Origin of the sequence: Shewanella sp. Choline-02u-19 (genome assembly GCF_002836205.1) — a bacterium.
Taxonomy (GTDB): Bacteria; Pseudomonadota; Gammaproteobacteria; order Enterobacterales; family Shewanellaceae; genus Shewanella.
The window spans coordinates 1,976,333-1,991,698 of sequence record NZ_PJBE01000013.1 but is presented as its reverse complement, the minus strand read 5'-3'; the positions used below and the strand labels follow the sequence as shown (position 1 = coordinate 1,991,698).

Annotated in this window: 12 protein-coding genes; 10 read left to right on the top strand and 2 right to left on the bottom strand. The window is 43.0% G+C overall.

Annotated elements, in window-relative coordinates; genetic code table 11:
- Window positions 1-30 precede the first annotated feature (30 nt).
- Window positions 31-1,242, top strand: coding sequence for a beta-ketoacyl-ACP synthase I (gene fabB, locus CXF83_RS15450; RefSeq protein ID WP_101091494.1), 1,212 nt, complete (start codon window positions 31-33; stop codon window positions 1,240-1,242).
- A gap of 473 nt (window positions 1,243-1,715) precedes the next feature.
- Here the strand turns inward: fabB and CXF83_RS15445 are convergent, their stop codons facing one another.
- Entirely contained in the window at window positions 1,716-2,888 is a 1,173-nt protein-coding gene (locus tag CXF83_RS15445; RefSeq protein WP_101091495.1) for an NAD/NADP octopine/nopaline dehydrogenase family protein, read from the bottom strand.
- Between the two features lie 826 nt (window positions 2,889-3,714).
- On the opposite strand from CXF83_RS15445, the gene CXF83_RS22555 reads away from it, so the two are divergent.
- From CXF83_RS22555 to purF, 9 genes are all read left to right on the top strand, one after another.
- Complete coding sequence (locus CXF83_RS22555; protein ID WP_145991624.1) at window positions 3,715-3,888, top strand: DUF6435 family protein; 174 nt, start codon at window positions 3,715-3,717, stop codon at window positions 3,886-3,888.
- 551 nt (window positions 3,889-4,439) lie between these two features.
- Window positions 4,440-5,570, top strand: a complete 1,131-nt coding sequence (locus tag CXF83_RS15440) for a 4-phosphoerythronate dehydrogenase (protein ID WP_101091496.1) — start codon at window positions 4,440-4,442, stop codon at window positions 5,568-5,570.
- A gap of 2 nt (window positions 5,571-5,572) precedes the next feature.
- Window positions 5,573-6,589 carry an aspartate-semialdehyde dehydrogenase gene (locus CXF83_RS15435; RefSeq protein WP_101091497.1) on the top strand — a complete coding sequence of 339 codons (1,017 nt, stop codon included), beginning with the start codon at window positions 5,573-5,575 and terminating at the stop codon, window positions 6,587-6,589.
- A 176-nt stretch (window positions 6,590-6,765) separates the two neighbouring features.
- The gene (locus tag CXF83_RS15430; RefSeq protein ID WP_101091498.1) at window positions 6,766-9,600 is read left to right on the top strand and encodes a FimV/HubP family polar landmark protein; all 2,835 of its coding nucleotides are present in this window, start codon (window positions 6,766-6,768) and stop codon (window positions 9,598-9,600) included.
- 165 nt (window positions 9,601-9,765) lie between these two features.
- Window positions 9,766-10,551: a tRNA pseudouridine(38-40) synthase TruA gene (gene truA, locus CXF83_RS15425; protein ID WP_101091499.1), complete on the top strand. Its 786-nt coding sequence runs from the start codon at window positions 9,766-9,768 to the stop codon at window positions 10,549-10,551.
- A gap of 16 nt (window positions 10,552-10,567) precedes the next feature.
- The gene (gene folC, locus CXF83_RS15420) at window positions 10,568-11,836 is read left to right on the top strand and encodes a bifunctional tetrahydrofolate synthase/dihydrofolate synthase (RefSeq protein WP_101091500.1); all 1,269 of its coding nucleotides are present in this window, start codon (window positions 10,568-10,570) and stop codon (window positions 11,834-11,836) included.
- Window positions 11,829-12,434: an SPOR domain-containing protein gene (locus tag CXF83_RS15415; protein ID WP_101091501.1), complete on the top strand. Its 606-nt coding sequence runs from the start codon at window positions 11,829-11,831 to the stop codon at window positions 12,432-12,434. Before folC ends, CXF83_RS15415 begins: the two co-directional genes overlap by 8 nt.
- Before the next feature lie 115 nt (window positions 12,435-12,549).
- Entirely contained in the window at window positions 12,550-13,038 is a 489-nt protein-coding gene (locus CXF83_RS15410; protein WP_101091502.1) for a CvpA family protein, read from the top strand.
- A gap of 98 nt (window positions 13,039-13,136) precedes the next feature.
- Complete coding sequence (purF, locus tag CXF83_RS15405) at window positions 13,137-14,651, top strand: amidophosphoribosyltransferase (RefSeq protein ID WP_101091503.1); 1,515 nt, start codon at window positions 13,137-13,139, stop codon at window positions 14,649-14,651.
- 380 nt (window positions 14,652-15,031) lie between these two features.
- Here purF and CXF83_RS15400 read toward each other — a convergent pair whose 3' ends face one another.
- Window positions 15,032-15,304 carry a hypothetical protein gene (locus tag CXF83_RS15400; protein WP_101091504.1) on the bottom strand — a complete coding sequence of 91 codons (273 nt, stop codon included), beginning with the start codon at window positions 15,302-15,304 and terminating at the stop codon, window positions 15,032-15,034.
- Window positions 15,305-15,366: the final 62 nt, after the last annotated feature.

The window sequence follows — 15,366 nt, the reverse complement described above, 5'->3', positions numbered from 1 at the left end:
GTACTACCTGTATAGAATGGATCATTAATAATGAAAAGAGTCGTGATCACCGGACTTGGCGTTGTCTCAAGCATCGGTAATAACAAGCAAGAAGTCACTGAATCATTGAAAGCGGGTCGTAGTGGTATTACTCACTCCGATCAGTTTGAAGAAATGAAGCTGCGCAGCCATGTTTGGGGCGATATCAAGTTAGATCCTAAAGAGCACATTGATCGTAAAGCACTTCGTTTTATGGGCAATGCTGCGGCATACGCTTATATTGCAATGGCAGAAGCGATTAAAGATGCGGGTCTAACTGAAGAACAATATTCAGATCCTCGGGTCGGTATTATTGCGGGTACGGGTGGAGCATCTTCAGCCAACCAAGTACAAGCAGCTGATATTTTGCGAGAAAAAGGTGTGAAGCGCGTTGGGCCGTATATTGTGCCGCGCATCATGTCGAGCACAGCAAGTGCTTGTCTTGCAACACCATTTAAAATTAAAGGCATGAACTATTCAATTAGTTCTGCTTGTGCAACTAGCGCACATTGTATTGGCCATGCGGCTGAGCTTATCCAAATGGGTAAGCAAGACATGGTGTTTGCTGGTGGCTCAGAAGAGGTCGATTGGACGCTGACAATGGGCTTCGACGCGATGGGTGCATTGTCAACTAAGTACAATGATACACCTGAGAAAGCGTCACGCACATATGACGCAGACCGCGATGGTTTTGTTATCTCTGGTGGCGGCGGAATCGTTGTCGTTGAAGAGCTAGAACACGCGCTTGCACGTGGTGCAAAAATATACGCAGAAATTGTTGGTTATGGCGCATCATCAGATGGTTATGACATGGTTGCTCCATCAGGTGAGGGCGCTGTACGTTGTATGCAGATGGCTTTAGCTGATGTTGATACCCCAATCGATTATATCAACACACACGGCACTTCAACGCCTGTTGGTGATATGCGTGAGCTTGAAGCATTACGTGAAACATTTGGTGAAGATTTACCTCCAATTGCATCAACTAAGTCTTTGACTGGTCATGCACTCGGTGCTGCGGGTGCTCATGAGGCTATCTACAGTATGATCATGATGGAAGAAGGCTTTATTGCACCAAGCATCAATATCGATACCCTAGACGAAAAAGCAGCTGGTATGCCAGTAGTGACTGAATACCGTGAAGCTGAGCTGAACACTGTGATGAGTAACAGCTTTGGTTTTGGTGGCACAAACGCAACTTTGGTTATGCGAAAGTATAAGTAAGCCAATGGTTGTCATCTAAAAAGGAAGCTTAGGCTTCCTTTTTTTGTATCCGACTTTTATGAAACTCAACAAGCAGTCGTTCATTATTGCGATGTCCAATCTCATTGGACTTGCTAACACGTTGTCCTCGTCGTCTATCCATAAACCGAGTAAGACTAACGGCCAGTATAGTGTCTAATGCATCAACGATGCGAGCAATGAGCCAACAGTGCATATGAGATGAATACTTGACTGACGTCCTCAATAATCTACCATTACGCTGTTGTTGATATTGAATTGCTCATATGAAGAGGCTCGAAATTTAGCACCCAGTAAGATGGTTAATCTTAGTGCGCTGTAAACTGCTTATGACATGCGGTGCTGACTCATTTACGGCAGCCTTCTTGAAACCTGCCACTCATCCAAAGTATGCTTTGGATGAGTGGCACTGAGCGAAGATACAATCTATGTGGGTGACACTTCACTCTTGGTCATTACGCGATGAGTTTTTTGGTTGGCAGCACATCTCCAATGACAAAGTTTAACAGATCCTCTTTTGATAGTTCATCAAGCCCGAGTGATGCTAATGTTCTGCCTTCTGCAAAAAAGTCTCTTGTTAAAATTCCGCCACACATCTCAATCAAACGGTTACATTCAGGCATATTAATCCCTAATTTGTCACCTAATGATGATAACAAAACTAGCCCCATAGGCACATCTTCAGTTACGTAGCGGTTATCGAAACTATACGGTCCAGGAGGCGATGAAATTTTATAACTTTCAAAAACGGCTTTAGGATTTTGGTTAAGATCTTCTTCATTCCTAAATAAACAGGCTTTTAGATAGGGGATAGGTTCACAGCCCAAGGCTGTTAACACCGCCATTTTTTCAGCGTCTAATTTGTCAATCATCAACCATGCCATTTCAGTTGAAAGCGCATCCCGGTACATATAGGGGACTTCATCAGGATGATGTTTTGCACAATACTCAAGCATTGGATACATCACATACAAGCCTATTGTGTGAACAATGATATTGGGATTATGCAGTGCTGATTCAAATATATGCTTTCGAACGCTGTTCATTTCAATGTCGTAGGCCGGGAATAAGCGCGATGCTATGGTCATGCCTTCAGCTGTTCTTGTGGCGGGGAAAAACGATAGTGAGTTTCTAGCATTTTTGAACAAGACTTTCACTGTGCCAGGTGCAACAATTCTTGCATCGTTAGGAGTCGATTCTCCTTCGGCAAAGATAGGGTTATTGGTGCAATATTTTTTATAAAAGATACTACCAGCGTATCCAGGTATTAAGATAACAAGCTGATCATCCTGAAAATACTTTGCGATTCTTTCTGCTAAAGCTGGATGGTATGTGGTTTGAATAAAAACCATTACAACATCAGCTCCGTTAATCGCTTCTTTGGGATCTCGAGTAATCAATTCCAGTGGTTGAAAAGTTTTTTCGGCATCATCAGCGCTATCGGTAAAATGGCCATTTTTGGTGTTATCGATACAGTATATGCCCTTGTTTTTGACCATTGCTTCAAAATGATCATCATGAGTAATACGATTCGAAGTTTTCAGTAGTGTTACTTTATGTCCTGCCTCAGCAGCCATAAACGCACAAGCAGAACCTGCATTGCCTGCTCCAACTATGGTGATTTTCATTTTATTCCTTTGTCTTTATGTTTTTATTCAAGATGTTATTAAATTTAAGCCTCTTGAAAATATAAGCCCTTGGAAATATGAAAGCATGGAGATGTGGAAACATGGAGATGTGGAAACATGGAGATGTGGAAACATGGAGATGTGGAAACATGGAGATGTGGAAACATGGAGATGTGGAAACATGGAGATGTGGAAACATGGAGATGTGGAAACATGGATGTATCAATCTTCTATGATACTAATTAGTATTGTCATCAAGCTAACCAACGAATTTTAACTATTGAGTTGTTGATTTTACGGGGGATATTATAGCTTATATGAGCGCCACCCTGTCAGGATAGTTGTCTGTTTTTTGAGTTATGTTAGCAAGATAAGTCGGCGGAGGATGTTTTTGTAGGTTTAAATGTTGTAAAGGAATATGGCAAGTATCAAATCTAACTTTTTAATCTTATGTTGCCACTTGTAAGGGGGTTTGTAGTTAAGGTGTAAGAATGTATAACAAGTTAAATCCCAAGAAATACAGGTTCACAGCATATTTTACCGTGCTATCCAAATTTTATCTCATATAGCGAATGTTTCACCAAAGCTTCAGACTGTGCAAGCGATATCTGGGGTGGCTAAGGTATATTGAACCAATCAACCAATCAACCAATCAATCAGTCAACCAACCAATCAATCAGTTGATTAGTCAACAAGCGAAACTCGGAACAAGTCGCGCCTTATTTCCTAGCGTAATCGGCTCGTTGGGAGTTAATTCGCAAGAAAAGTAATCGAATAGTGGTATTTAGCCGTATAGGGAACTAACAGACCTGATTGAGACTCGTAAATGTTTTCTATATTTAAATCAAATCCAACAAAAAAATTGAATAAACTTCTCTCTATAAAACTTGAACAAGCTATGCATGCTCAAAGAAATGGAGACATAAAAAGTTATTCTCAACTGAGTTATGAAGCAGACCAAATAGATAAACAAATATCACTAATAGAAAGAGAAAAATAGCGAGTAAACAATGAGTAAGCTGTAGATTGCCATATACTGATATGACCTATTTAATTTCGCCATCTTCTCTATTTCGGTATAACGTTAAGATAGAAAGTTCGGAGCTACCCCTTCGGCTTTGCTATTTTTACCCTTTAGCGAGGTTAAAGAGATAGACAGCGTAACTGTATTACTACAGATGTTGAGCCGTTACTGTGTGACTCAGAAAAATAGCATTTTTATCAGTGCTGTTGACTCCTTTTAGCCGTTCGGCAGCTCTCCTAATATTTAGTTTGAATAATGACGATATTAATAACCTTTTAACGTGGCTAAACCAAACCTTCTGTGTTTGTTGTCACTTTCTCGGGTGTTGGTAATGCTTATGATTTTCTGTGTCAACCTTCTGAGCGTAACGTAACTGAGCTGAGAAAGGCTATCGGGAATAAGCTAAACCAGTCAATTAAGGGTTTTGGTAAAACATGTCTGAAAATACCTTCGGCTCGATATTCAAGTTGCAACCATCTTGCTAGAATGCACTCCTTACGGATTCAGCACACGTTTTAGGAACCATTATGAAGATCCTTGCCGATGAAAACATGCCTTATGTTCAACAGCTATTTGGCCATTTAGGCAACATAGAAACCGTTAATGGCCGAGAGTTAACTGCAGAGCAAGTTAATAACGTGGATATATTGTTGGTGCGTTCGGTTACTCAGGTGAATCAAGCATTACTCGCAGGGAATAACCAACTTAAGTTTGTCGGTAGCGCAACAATTGGCACTGACCATATTGATTTAGACTACCTTGCCAGCCGTAATATTCCATTCTCCAATGCGCCTGGCTGCAATGCGACTGCCGTTGGTGAGTTTGCCTTTATAGCCATGTTAGAACTTGCCCAGCGCTTTAAAAGTCCTTTAAAAGGTAAAGTGGTAGGGATTGTTGGCGCAGGGAATACCGGTACTGCCGTTGCCAAGTGTCTAGAAGCTTATGGGATTGAAGTATTGCTTTGTGATCCTGTACTCGAAGCAAAAGGCGACCCTCGCAGTTTTGTTTCTTTAAACTTCCTCATTGATAAATGCGATGTGATTAGTTTGCATGCGCCGATTACTAAAACGGGTGAACATAAAACATGGTATCTATTCGATGAGGCTCGTTTAAATCGTTTGCGTGAAAACACTTGGCTGCTTAACTGCTGTCGCGGTGAGGTGATTGATAATCGTGCGTTACTTAAGTTTAAACAGCAACGAGATGACATAAAAGTTGTACTTGATGTGTGGGAAGGTGAACCTCATCCAATGCCCGAGCTAGTGCCTTATATCGAATTTTGTACCCCGCACATTGCCGGTTACTCATTAGAGGGTAAAGCGCGTGGGACTTACATGCTGTATCAGCAGGTGGCTAAGGTACTAAACATTAAGGGTGAAAATAAGATGGACGCCTTGTTACCCGCATTGTGGAGTGAACAAGTGACAGTGACTGAAATCGCTACCGAAAGAGCGTTATTACAGCTGGCGAGATTTGTATATGATTTGCGCGATGATGATGAGTTATTCAGAAAAAACTTTCTTAATAACCTGGGGTTTGATCATATGAGAAAAAATCACAAGCATAGACGTGAATTTAGCGCATTAAAGGTAAGCAATATGGGACAAACTAATGTAAATTGGTTATCCAATTTAGGGTTTTCAGGAGTCGGGCTGTAATTATGTCGCAGGAATATAATGTTGTCGTATTAGGTGCATCGGGCGCAGTGGGTCAAGTTATCATTGAGATCCTCGAAGAGCGTAATTTTCCGGTTGCAAAGTTGTACCCTCTAGCCAGCAGTCGCAGCGCCGGTAATACGGTCAGCTTCCATGGTAAACAGGTCGAAATTTTGGACGTGGATACCTTTGATTGGTCGAAAGCTCAGATCGGTTTCTTCTCCGCGGGTGGTGATGTGTCTGAAAAGTGGGCGCCAATTGCTGCAGAGCAAGGCTGTGTTGTTATCGATAACACATCGCACTTTAGATATGACATTGATGTGCCACTTGTTATCCCTGAAGTTAACCCAGAAGCGATTGCCGACTTTAGAAATCGCAATATTATTGCGAATCCTAACTGTTCAACGATTCAAATGTTGGTTGCACTTAAACCGATCCATGATGCTTTCGGGATCTCGCGTATTAATGTCGCGACATATCAGTCTGTATCAGGTTCAGGTAAGAAGTCAGTAGAAGAGCTAGCGACGCAGTGTTCTAAGTTACTGCAAGGTCTGCCTGTTGAACCGAAAACCTATTCAAAACAAATTGCGTTTAACGTATTGCCGCAAATTGATAAGTTTATGGACAATGGCTACACCAAAGAAGAGATGAAAATGGTGTGGGAAACGCAAAAGATCTTCGGTGATGAAAATATCGTAGTGAACCCAACAGCAGTACGCGTACCAGTATTTTATGGTCACTCAGAAGCTATCCATCTTGAAACACTACAACCTGTCGATGCTGAAGAGGTTAAAGAAGTGTTGCGCGGTGCTCCTGGCGTTGAACTGTTTGAGTCTGATGAAGATTATCCGACTGCAGTCACCGATGGTGCGGGCTCAGATCCTGTTTATGTTGGTCGAGTCAGAAAAGATATTTCTCACGACAATGGCATAAACCTTTGGGTTGTCTCTGATAATATTCGTAAAGGCGCTGCCTTAAACAGCGTACAAATTGCAGAAGTGCTTATCAGAGATTATTATTAATCTGATCCTGCATTGAACATAATTGTTTAAAAAGCCCGCACTATGCGGGCTTTTTATGTTTTAGAGTTGTGAACAGTAGCAGGGCAACTTAATCTAGTTTATAGTAATCTCAATAAATACAATTGCCTAAAGCTTGTCACTAAACAGTGGCTCCTACGCTTCAAAGGGAAGGATTGATGAATTTTCGCACTTCACATCTTGTTGGCATTTTTGCCGTCGTTTTAACTGTCTTAACTATTGGCCCTTCGATTAATTTTGCAGTCGCAGAATCATTAAAGATCACCGGCCCTGAAGGCCAAGTTCAGTCGGTCAAGCGACAATATGGTCCTACTACATCATCTGATACCTTTTGGAGTATCGCGCAGGCTGTAAAACCGGATAATAGCGTAACGGTTTATCAAGTGATGTCGGCACTATTCGATGCTAACCCTCACGCCTTTAGCGGAAAGAATTATAATAGCTTAGAACGCGGAATGATCTTACTGGTGCCGTCAAAAGACGTCATGCAGCAGGTATCAACAACAGATGCTAAAAAACGTGCTGAATATAACGATCGTGGTTGGTTGTCAACGGCGCAAACGAAAGAGAAACCCACCGAGAGCATAGTTAAGCAACGGGTTACCCCCGCCGTCAAACCCACAGCTAAACCTGTCATCAAAGCAATTAAAACACCCACTGAAATTAAATCGCTCAGTGATAAACTTGAGCAAGCAGAAGCGCTTAATTTAGCACTGACAGATGAATTGGCTCGGGCTACAGATGAAATTACCATCAGCTCAACTGATACTGAATCCTTTCAGGAAAAGATCTCAGAGTTGAAAGCAGAAAACGCACTGCTAAAGCAGGCGTTGCAAGATAAAAATTTAGAAAATGACGCGCTTAAGAGTGACGTTACTGCTAAGCAAGAAAAGATTGATTTACTGAGTCAAGAAAAAGAGCAACCAACATCAACACTTTGGCGCTCTTTGATGGATAACCCCTTGTTGCTGATCTTCGGTGCAGTGGTTCCAGCGCTTCTTATGCTCGGGATTTTCTGGATGTTTATCCGTCGCCGTAATGACAGTGACACCCCTTTGGAAGCTAATCCAGAAACCAGTGACGCTGATGTATTGACTGAGAATGCTGCGAGCGATGAAGCGTCTGATACCGATGATAGTTTAGCAATACATTTAGATTCTGAGCAGGCTGAAAATTCAGTTGACTCAATGGATGAGATTGAACAGCCAAAGTTGAACGACTCAGCTGAATTTGTGGTTGAAGAGGCAGCAGATGAAGGGCAGTCGTTAGATGATTTGTGGGCGGAGGCGATGGGTGAGCAAGATGGCGAAGTTGAAGCCCTTGATTCACTAGAGCAACCCTCGGCAGAAAACGAAGATGACCTTGATGCCTTGTTAGCGGGTTTTGACGAAGAACCAAAAACGGTTGAAATCGCAAAAGAAGACGATCTCGATGCATTGCTAGCGGGCTTTGATGAAGACACTAAAAGTGAACCAATCGCTGATGAAGACGATCTCGACGTATTACTAGCGGGCTTTGATGAAGACACTAAAAGTGAACCAATCGCTGATGAAGACGATCTCGATGTATTACTAGCGGGCTTTGATGAAGAGACTAAAAGTGAATCAATCGCTGATGAAGACGCTCTCGATGCACTGTTAGCGGGATTTGATGAAGATAGTACCAATGAAGCGCTTAACCGCGAGCCTGAACTTGATGAACTAGACTTGCTTCTGGCGGCCAACAGCCCAGCGATAAAGGAAGACGTTACTCCTAACGATGATTTAGACTCACTGCTTGCAGAGTTTGATATCACAGCTGATGAGCAAGATACATTGGCCAATGATAGCGATATTGATGCATTGTCTGACGAAATCGCTGCTGAGCTTGAGCTGCCTTTAGAAATTGCCGCCGAGCTTGATCTTGGTGTCGATGATATAAGCGTGAATGAAGCGGACTTAGATAATGAACTGGATGCGTTACTCGCCGATTTAGACGCTCCGGTTGATGAACATGCAATTCAACTCCCGCAAGAGTCAAAAGCATTAGTTGATGATATTGCTGCAGAGTTAGCGACAGAAGTGCCAGAGCAACCCGTTGAAGAGGGTGAACTTGATAGCTTATTGGCAGAGTTTAATTTGTCAGCAACATCTGCAGATAATGTTCTTAGTGAGTTACATAGCAGCGAAGAGACCAAGAGTGTAATGACGGAGGCTGCCGATGTTGATTTCAGCTTGGATTTTGATACCTCTGCGCTAGATGGGACTGAACTTGCTGAATTCAAAAACAATGTTGAAACTGATGTCGACTCAAGCATTGATCTCAAGATAGATGTAGATGAACAGCCAGAAGCTGCCGACAACATGCTTGAGTTTACTTCTACACCGATAGAGCCAAGCGTAAAAGTTGAAAAAGACAGTGGTTTCTTTGATGATCTTAAAGGCACTAAAAAAGCTGAACCTGCAGCACTTGATTGGGATGCAGCATCCGCTGAGTTAACCAATTCGACACTAACCGATGATGAATTACTCAGTGCACTTGCTGCAACAGGGGCATCAGCTGTCGAAGGTGAAGACGAAGAGGACATTAACTCGTTTATCATCGAAGATGATAGCAAGCTAACCGTTGATCAAGCATTGGCCGCACTTGATGCTAATGAAGGAAGTATTTCCGCGAGTCATATTCCAGAGCATGACTTAACGTCTTTCCAAAAAGATAACGGCTTTATTGATATCGATAGATTACTCAATGAAGCAGACGAAGATAGTGTAGAAACGGATCTTTATAAAGAGTTAGACGTCGACATGGGCGAGCTTGATACGTTTATGGGCAATATCTCGATGGTTGACGTTGATGATGCGGAAAACTCAATCAATGCCAAACTCGACTTAGCGCGTGCTTATATTGAAATCGATGATAATGACAGCGCTCATGCTTTGCTTAAAGAGGTTGAACTCGATGGCAATGAAAGGCAGCAAGAAGAAGCGGCAGGATTGATAAAAGAGTTAGTGTAAAATAATCAGTTAAAAACGGCGCTTAAGGCGCCTTTTTTATGCTTATCGTTTGGCACTGTTATGCTAGAATCGCCGCCTATTAAATGATTTCGTTTAGCGATACTGTCGATTAATCTTTTTGACGTTGTCGTTCAAACATAGTTGAACCGAGTTAAGAGGTGTGTGATGCGGGTTGCGTTAGGTATAGAGTATGATGGTAGTCAGTATTTCGGGTGGCAACGCCAACTCGATGTCGACTCTGTGCAAGCCCAGTTAGAGAAAGCGCTCTCTATTGTTGCGAATGAACCTATTACGGTCCAATGTGCGGGAAGAACGGATACTGGCGTGCATGCAACTGGCCAAGTGGTGCATTTTGAAACGAATGCTATCCGCAAAGATACAGCTTGGACATTAGGGGTAAATGTTAATTTACCTGATAATGTCGCAGTGCGTTGGGTAAAAGTCGTGGATGACGAGTTTCATGCTCGTTTTTCGGCGACCGCAAGACGCTACCGCTATATGATTTATAACCACCAATTACGTCCGGGCATTTTAAGAAGTGGCGTTAGCCATTACCGTGGCGAAATTGATGAGAACAAGATGCACCAAGCGGCGCAGCTATTTGTCGGTGAACATGACTTTACTAGTTTTAGAGCACTTCAATGCCAGTCAAAAACACCATTTCGCAAAGTACATGAAGTGAATGTGACTCGCCAAGGTATGTATATCTGTGTTGATATCAAAGCCAATGCCTTCTTACATCACATGGTACGTAATATTGTTGGCACCTTACTTGAGATTGGTAAAGGTAAGCAGCAAGCTGAATGGGTTAATACCTTGCTCGCATTGAAAGACAGATCCAAAGCAGCAGCCACAGCAAAACCTAATGGTTTGTATCTGGTTGATGTGACTTATCCGGACCAATTCGAATTGCCTAAGTTGGCCCTAGGCCCGCTATTTATGTTGGACTAACGCTGTGATTGAATCCATGAAGCCTCTAGCCCCCAAAGCACAAGCCTCATTGAAATATTGGCTCGATTATCTGTTGGCGATTCATCCAACTGAAATTGATATGGGTCTTGAACGCGTATCAGAGGTCGCGACACGTCTAAGACTCACAGAATTGGGGACGACTAAGGTTGTTACCGTTGCGGGTACTAATGGCAAGGGGACGACCTGCGCCATGATAGAAGCGGCGTTGCAGCAGACGGGTAAAACGGTAGGGGTATACAGCTCACCCCATTTACTCAAATACAATGAGCGAGTTAGGATCAATGGCATTGATGCCACAGACGAAGCACTTGTTAGTGCATTTGAAGCTATCGAAGCCGCTCGTGCAGAGATTTCGTTAAGTTTCTTTGAATACGCAACACTCGCAGGACTGGTGCTGTTTAAGCGTGAACATCTCGATGTGATTTTACTCGAAGTGGGCTTAGGCGGACGACTCGATGCGACTAACATTATTGACGCCGATATTAGCGTCGTCACCTCGATAGACCTTGACCATCAAGAGTATTTAGGCGACACGCGCGCATTAGTGGCAGCCGAAAAAGCAGGTATATTTAGAGCGGGGCGACCTGCAATTGTGGGTGAGCCAGATTGCCCGTCAACCCTGATTGACTATGCACAAAGCATTTCGGCCGACCTGTACCGCGTTGGTCATGAGTTTAGTTATCAGTGTGATGAATCAGATTGGCACTATAGCGGTCAACTTTTCGAATTGAGTTCCTTGCCATTGCCAACGTTACCGCAACCCAATGCAGCAACTGCCATTGCGGTACTAGAGCATTTATGTCCTGAAATCGATAAAGCTTATATTGCTGATGCTGTCGGCAAGACTCAGCTTGCTGGGCGTTTAGAGCATGTCTGTGATAAGCCATCAGTCATGGTTGATGTGGCACACAATCCTCATGCCGCAAAGTATTTACGTTCTCGATTAAAAAAAATCAATAAGCAGCGCTTATTTGCTATTTGTGGCATGTTAAAGGATAAAGATGCTTTAGCTGTATTGGCTGAGTTGTCATTAGACATCACGCATTGGTATCTTATTGATTTAAATGTTGCACGTGGCTCAACGGCGTTGGCGTTAAAAGCGTTATTACCCGCCGATAGCCAAGCGAGTTGCTTTGCGAATATAAGCGCGGCCTGGGATGCTGTTAAACAAGATGCTAAAGCCGACGATATGGTTATTGTGTTCGGTTCATTTTACACCGTGGCCGGTTTTAAAGAGTTACTAAAGGGAGAGAGTTTTGTCTAGTCATTTTCAAAATCGTCTAGTAGGTGTGATTGTCATTGTCGCGTTAGGAGTCATTTTTTTACCCGATATTCTTGACGGTAAAAAACAGCGTCAAGAAGAACAGTTTGCCGAGATCCCGTTACGACCTAATGTCGAAGACGCAGCGTTACCGCAGCAAACCATTGGAACGTTAGAGCTCAATAATGAAGTGTCAGCGACTTCAAATGGTGATGACAGCTGGCAAATTGAGCCAGCACAAAAACAAGATCAAATAGCGGTTGCCGTTGAGCCTAAAACGGAGACAAAAAAAGCCGTTGTCAAAGCGGAAAGCTCCGTTGCCACAGCGAGTAAAAAAGTGGCGGCGTCTAACGCCAGTGCGTGGACAATTCAGCTGGGTAGTTTTAACAATGCTGCTAATGTACAGGCTTTAGTTAAACGCTTACGTAGCAAGGGCTTGACCGCTTATACCTTGCCGACGAAACCCATTGATGGCCAGCTAACCAAAGTGTTTGTTGGACCGAATATTTCAAAAGATAAATTAGTCGCAATGCAGGCTGATATTGAAAAGCTGACGAAGTTGAAAGGCCGCATCGTGGCGTACAACCCCGTCGAAAAATAACAAGGTGTGATTGTCCTTATCCGAGAAATAGTTATTTCGTGCCTAAAGCGTGTGAAATAACTCTGTCTCTGTTAGAATCGCGCCGTCTTAACCCCTATGCCGGATATACTCTTCAATGGTTTGGATTGATTACGCCATAATAATCGTTATTGGACTGTCTACGTTGATCAGTTTAGTACGAGGCTTTGTAATAGAGGCGATGTCTCTCGTCGTGTGGTTTTCCGCATTTTTCATCGCCAGTCAGTTTTACCTCAAACTCGCCACTTATCTTACTCAGATACAAGATGAACTCGTTCGTAATGGCGTCGCAGTCGCTATTCTATTTGTCTCAACACTCATTCTGGGTGCATTAGTTAACTATTTAATTGGCCAATTGGTCTCAAAGACCGGTTTGTCTGGCACTGATAGAGTGCTTGGCTTGTGTTTTGGTGCGCTTCGAGGCGCACTCATCGTAAGCGCAATACTATTTTTCTTGGATGCTTTTACCGGAGCGCCCAATGCAGATTGGTGGCAGAGTTCAACGCTTGTGCCCGAATTTGGAGTTGTGATCCAGTGGTTCTTTGACTACCTGGAAAATACCTCAAGCTTTGTACCTAAAATATAAAATGCACTAAAGCATTATTTGGCCTTTAGCTAAGTTAAAGCTTAACTAAAGCAAAAATATTTAAATAATAGAACATCTTACAATGAGGAAGCTTACCCATGTGTGGTATTGTCGGAATAGTTGGTCAGTCATCGGTTAATCAAACCATTTATGATGCATTGACCGTGCTTCAGCATCGTGGACAGGATGCTGCTGGCATTGTGACCGTAGACGGCTACGCGTTTAGATTGCGTAAAGCCAATGGTTTGGTCAAAGACGTATTTGAGCCAAAGCATATGCAACGCTTGCAGGGAAATGCAGGTATCGGTCATGTGCGTTACCCTACGGCAGGGAGCTCTAGTGCATCTGAAGCTCAGCCATTTTATGTTAACTCACCTTTTGGTATTTCATTAGCGCATAACGGTAACTTAACCAATACGGTTGAGCTGCATGAGCGTCTTCTCAAGCAACGTCGCCATGTTAATACGACTTCTGATTCAGAAGTGTTATTAAACTTGATTGCCGATGAGTTGCAACATACTACAACGCAACATCTCACTTCTGATGAAGTGTTCAATGCGATCACTAAAGTACATGAGCTTACACGTGGTGCTTATGCTGTCGTCGCTATGGTCATCGGCCAAGGTTTAATGGCATTTAGAGACCCATTTGGCATTCGACCATTAGTGATTGGTAAGCATGAAACTGAAACCGGTACTGAGTACATGGTTGCTTCTGAAAGCGTTGCGCTGGATGCGGTTGGTTTCGAGTTTATGCGCGATGTAGCACCTGGTGAAGCGGTTTACATTACCCTAGAAGGTGAGTTGTTTACCCGTCAATGTGCGCATACTCCAAGCTATGCACCGTGTATTTTCGAATTTGTCTATTTCGCGCGTCCTGACTCCACTATTGATAATGTTTCTGTGTATAGCAGCCGTGTTAACATGGGGACTATGCTGGGCGAGAAGATCAAGAAAGAGTGGGAAGATCATGATATTGATGTGGTTATACCCATCCCGGAAACATCTTGTGATATTGCACTAGAAATCGCACGAAATATGGACCTTCCATATCGTCAAGGCTTCGTAAAGAACCGTTATATCGGTCGTACCTTTATTATGCCAGGGCAACAAGAGCGTAAGAAGTCGGTTCGTCGTAAGTTAAATGCGATTAAAGCCGAATTCAAAGATAAGAACGTATTGCTGGTTGATGACTCTATTGTTCGTGGTACAACCTCTGAGCAGATCATTCAGATGGCACGCGATGCTGGCGCTAAGAAAGTATACTTTGCTTCTGCGGCACCAGAAATTCGTTTCCCTAACGTTTACGGAATCGATATGCCGACCACTAACGAGCTTATTGCTCACGGTCGTGATGTTGAAGAGATCACTAAGCTAATTGGCGCAGACGGCATGATTTTCCAGTCGTTGCCTGATCTGATCGCAGCGGTGCGCCAAGAAAACCCCGCCATTAAGCGTTTTGAAACATCGGTATTCGACGGCAAATATGTCACCAATGACGTTAACCAAGAATACTTAGATTATATTACCCAGCTTCGTAACGATGATGCCAAAGCTAATCGCAGCAAAGATGTCGGTACTAACTTAGAGATGCATAACGTTTGCCATCCATAAGTTAATCTAGATCTTTGACAAAAAAGCCGAGCAATAGCTCGGCTTTTTTATGCCGTAAATAGAACTTATACCAATTGCATTAAAAGTTTGACCATTCGCGGGAATTCAAAGCCCTTTAGGCAAGATGGGGGATTGAAGCTAATCGTAATTTTCGGCTCTAGCATCCTCGGTAATTGCTCCATGCATGACTCTCGATAATTGCAGCTGCATTATTCTACCTCCGTCCATCCGTGGACTCGTACCTCCTGCACTTGACCGCCATATAGGATGGGAATGTCTTATTTTGTATGGAACAAAATAGACCATTTAGTCGTAAGGGGCTTTGCCATTTGCTTTAAACGTCGGCGCTCTGAATGGGTCAAATACTTAGTGCATTGGTATTAAAAGCTAAACAGCTGAGTTACCCAAACAGCCATCCAGCTGATAAACAACAAAGAATAGGTATTTTTGCTGAACCCATGTGCCATTTTCAAGCCAATCAGGGTGCTGATGCTGGTAAGAAAAATGACCAAACTACTCAACACTAATGGTTCGACACTCGGGCTTTGCGCTAATAGCGGGGCGCATAAGATGACCCAAGCAGTCACGAGTAGAAAGTGATAGAGCAGTAACCTGTCGAGTCTTGTTGCTGGGTTGCTTAGCGTCGTCAACATTATCGTTCCTCCGAAGTAGAGTAAAGATTAAAGCTCGAATGAGAATCGTTCGCAATAAACTT

Bases quoted from the DNA above. Each gene is read 5' to 3' on its own strand.
- fabB (WP_101091494.1), top strand. From the start codon at position 31: ATGAAAAGAGTCGTGATCACCGGACTTGGCGTTGTCTCAAGCATCGGT.
- CXF83_RS15445 (WP_101091495.1), bottom strand. From the start codon at position 2,888: ATGAAAATCACCATAGTTGGAGCAGGCAATGCAGGTTCTGCTTGTGCG.
- CXF83_RS22555 (WP_145991624.1), top strand. From the start codon at position 3,715: ATGTTTTCTATATTTAAATCAAATCCAACAAAAAAATTGAATAAACTT.
- CXF83_RS15440 (WP_101091496.1), top strand. From the start codon at position 4,440: ATGAAGATCCTTGCCGATGAAAACATGCCTTATGTTCAACAGCTATTT.
- CXF83_RS15435 (WP_101091497.1), top strand. From the start codon at position 5,573: ATGTCGCAGGAATATAATGTTGTCGTATTAGGTGCATCGGGCGCAGTG.
- CXF83_RS15430 (WP_101091498.1), top strand. From the start codon at position 6,766: ATGAATTTTCGCACTTCACATCTTGTTGGCATTTTTGCCGTCGTTTTA.
- truA (WP_101091499.1), top strand. From the start codon at position 9,766: ATGCGGGTTGCGTTAGGTATAGAGTATGATGGTAGTCAGTATTTCGGG.
- folC (WP_101091500.1), top strand. From the start codon at position 10,568: ATGAAGCCTCTAGCCCCCAAAGCACAAGCCTCATTGAAATATTGGCTC.
- CXF83_RS15410 (WP_101091502.1), top strand. From the start codon at position 12,550: ATGGTTTGGATTGATTACGCCATAATAATCGTTATTGGACTGTCTACG.
- purF (WP_101091503.1), top strand. From the start codon at position 13,137: ATGTGTGGTATTGTCGGAATAGTTGGTCAGTCATCGGTTAATCAAACC.
- CXF83_RS15400 (WP_101091504.1), bottom strand. From the start codon at position 15,304: ATGTTGACGACGCTAAGCAACCCAGCAACAAGACTCGACAGGTTACTG.